The organism is Actinosynnema sp. NPDC023658, from assembly GCF_040639995.1.
Taxonomy (GTDB): Bacteria; Actinomycetota; Actinomycetes; order Mycobacteriales; family Pseudonocardiaceae; genus Actinosynnema.
The window spans coordinates 1-2,237 of the sequence record NZ_JBFAAX010000890.1 but is presented as its reverse complement, the minus strand read 5'-3'; the positions used below and the strand labels follow the sequence as shown (position 1 = coordinate 2,237).

General features: G+C 71.7%; 3 protein-coding genes. 2 read left to right on the top strand and 1 reads right to left on the bottom strand.

Annotated features, from left to right (window positions below):
* Positions 1-228: 228 nt before the first annotated feature.
* On the bottom strand, positions 229-1,011 hold the full coding sequence (locus AB0G02_RS36045; protein ID WP_360803703.1) for an SDR family oxidoreductase: 783 nt from the start codon (positions 1,009-1,011) through the stop codon (positions 229-231).
* A 107-nt stretch (positions 1,012-1,118) separates the two neighbouring features.
* On the opposite strand from AB0G02_RS36045, the gene AB0G02_RS36040 reads away from it, so the two are divergent.
* Positions 1,119-1,706 (top strand): TetR/AcrR family transcriptional regulator, encoded by a 588-nt coding sequence (locus tag AB0G02_RS36040; protein ID WP_360803700.1) that lies wholly within the window; start codon positions 1,119-1,121, stop codon positions 1,704-1,706.
* 79 nt (positions 1,707-1,785) lie between these two features.
* Positions 1,786-2,187 (top strand): nuclear transport factor 2 family protein, encoded by a 402-nt coding sequence (locus AB0G02_RS36035; protein WP_360803697.1) that lies wholly within the window; start codon positions 1,786-1,788, stop codon positions 2,185-2,187.
* Positions 2,188-2,237: the final 50 nt, after the last annotated feature.

Here is a 2,237-nt window from a genome sequence, read left to right as displayed (position 1 = left end):
GCCGCAGCTCACCGGACAGGTGGGCGCGCAGTCGGGCCCACCTCGCGGGCCGCCCGCCCGCCGTCGCGCCACCCACCGCCGCCGTGCCGCCCGCGACCGCCGCCGCGCTCGCCCACCGCAACACGTCCCGCCGCGAAACCGGCACACCGACCTCCTCGTCCGACCGACCCCCATCGAACAAGGAGCCCGATCACGGCGGAACCGCTGTTCGGACCGAGGGGGAATCGACTACGCGGCCTTGAGGGTGCCGCCGTCGATGACGTAGTCGGCCCCGGTGATCCAGGACGCCTCGTCGGACACCAGGAACGCCACCAGGTTGGCGATGTCCTCCGGGGTGCCGGTGCGGCCGAGCGGGATGCCGCCGATCAGCTCGACCAGCGCGGCCCGCGCGTCGCCCCGGCCACCGGTGCTCGCGGCGAGGTCGTCGATCACCGCGTCCACCGCCGAGGTCTCGGTCATGCCGGGGGAGACCCGGTTGACGCGCACGCCCCTGGCGGCCACCTCCTCGGCCAACCCCTTGCTGTAGTTCGAGAGCGCCGCCTTGGCGGCCGAGTAGTGCAGCAGCGGGCCGACCGGGACGTGGGCCGAGGACGAGGAGATGTGGATGATCACGCCCGAGCCGCGCTCCAGCATGCCGGGCAGGAGCGCGCGGTCGAGCCGGACCGCGCCCAGCAGGTTCGTCTCCAGGACCTCCTGCCACGCCTTGTCGTCGATGTCGCCGGAGCCGCCCGGCTTCGCCTGGCCGCCGCCGGCGTTGTTCACCAGGATGTCGACCCCGCCGAGCTGCCGGGTCGCCTCGTCGGCCAACCGCGTCGCGGAGTCGGGATCGGCCACGTCCGCGGTGGTGAAGAGCACGCCCGGCGGCAGGTCCGCGACACCGGCCGACCGGGCGGTGGTCAGCACGACCGCACCCTCCGCGGCCAGCTTCCGCACGATCCCCGCACCGATCCCCCGCGTGCCGCCGGTGACCACCGCACGCCGTCCCGCCAACCTGCCCGAGTTGTTTACCATGAGGTACACAATTCGGGTTCTGTACCGCTCGGTCAAGAACCTGTGACGGCCCTCACCGGCGGAAATCGAGTACCGTACTGACAGGTCCAGAACCGAGGTGGTGACCCATGGCCGGCGGACGCCCGCGCGAGTTCGACGTCGAGGCGGCGCTGGGCCAGGCCGTGCGGGTGTTCTGGCAGCACGGCTACGAGGGCGCGTCCCTGTCGGAGCTGACCGAGGCGATGGGCATCAACCGGCCCAGCCTGTACGCCGCCTTCGGCAACAAGGAATCGCTGTTCCGCAAGGCGCTGGAGCACTACACCGACCGGCAGGCCGTCCACGTGCGGGACGCGCTCGACCGGCCGACCGCCCGTGCCGCCGCCGAGCGCATGTTGCGCGGCGCCGTGGAGGTGTCGACCCGGTTCGACTGCCCCACGGGCTGCCTGAGTCTCCAGGCGGGCCTGGCGATGGGCGAGGACGCCGTGGCGACCCGCGAGCGGCTGGCCGACTGGCGCCGGACCGGCGAGGCCGGGCTGCGGGACCGCTTCGAGCGGGCCAAGGCCGAGGGTGACCTCCCCGCCGACGCGGACGCGGCGGACCTGGCCAAGTTCGTGGTGCTGGTCGCGCAGGGGATCTCGGTCCAGGCGGCGGACGGCGTCGACCGCGAGCGGCTGCTCCGGATGGTCGACCTCGCCCTGACCGCTTGGCCCGCCTGATCTGTCCCGGAAACCCCTGGCAAGGCCTCCGGCGATCGGGCGCGGCCGGTGCCGTACACCGTACGGTACAGTGTACGGAATGAGTGCTGTGCCGGGTAGTGGAGCGGGGTTCGTGCCGACCGACGAGGACGTCGAGGGCGTGCTCGCGTGGTTCGAGCAGTGGGACGCCTTGGCTGTGGCCAAGGACGTCGAGGCGATGGCCGGGATGGCGTTGTTCCCGGTCAACGCGGTGACCGACGGGTCTACCTCGTCGTGGGACCGGGAGCGGTTCCTCACCGACATGGCGGCGACCCTGGGCGAGGGCGACGTGCACATGGAATCGGTCCGCACGCCGGTCTTCGTCAACGCCGACCTGGTGTTCGTGATCACCGACGCGACCATCACGGCGGAGGGGTTCTCGCAGGTCGTGCGGTACGGGGACCTGCTGGTGAAGTCCGAGGGGAAGTGGCTGTTCCAGACGATGGTCCAGGGCGGCTGGTAGCGGTCCGAGCACTGTCCGGCCCACTTACAAACAGTCTTGACTGTTTGTAA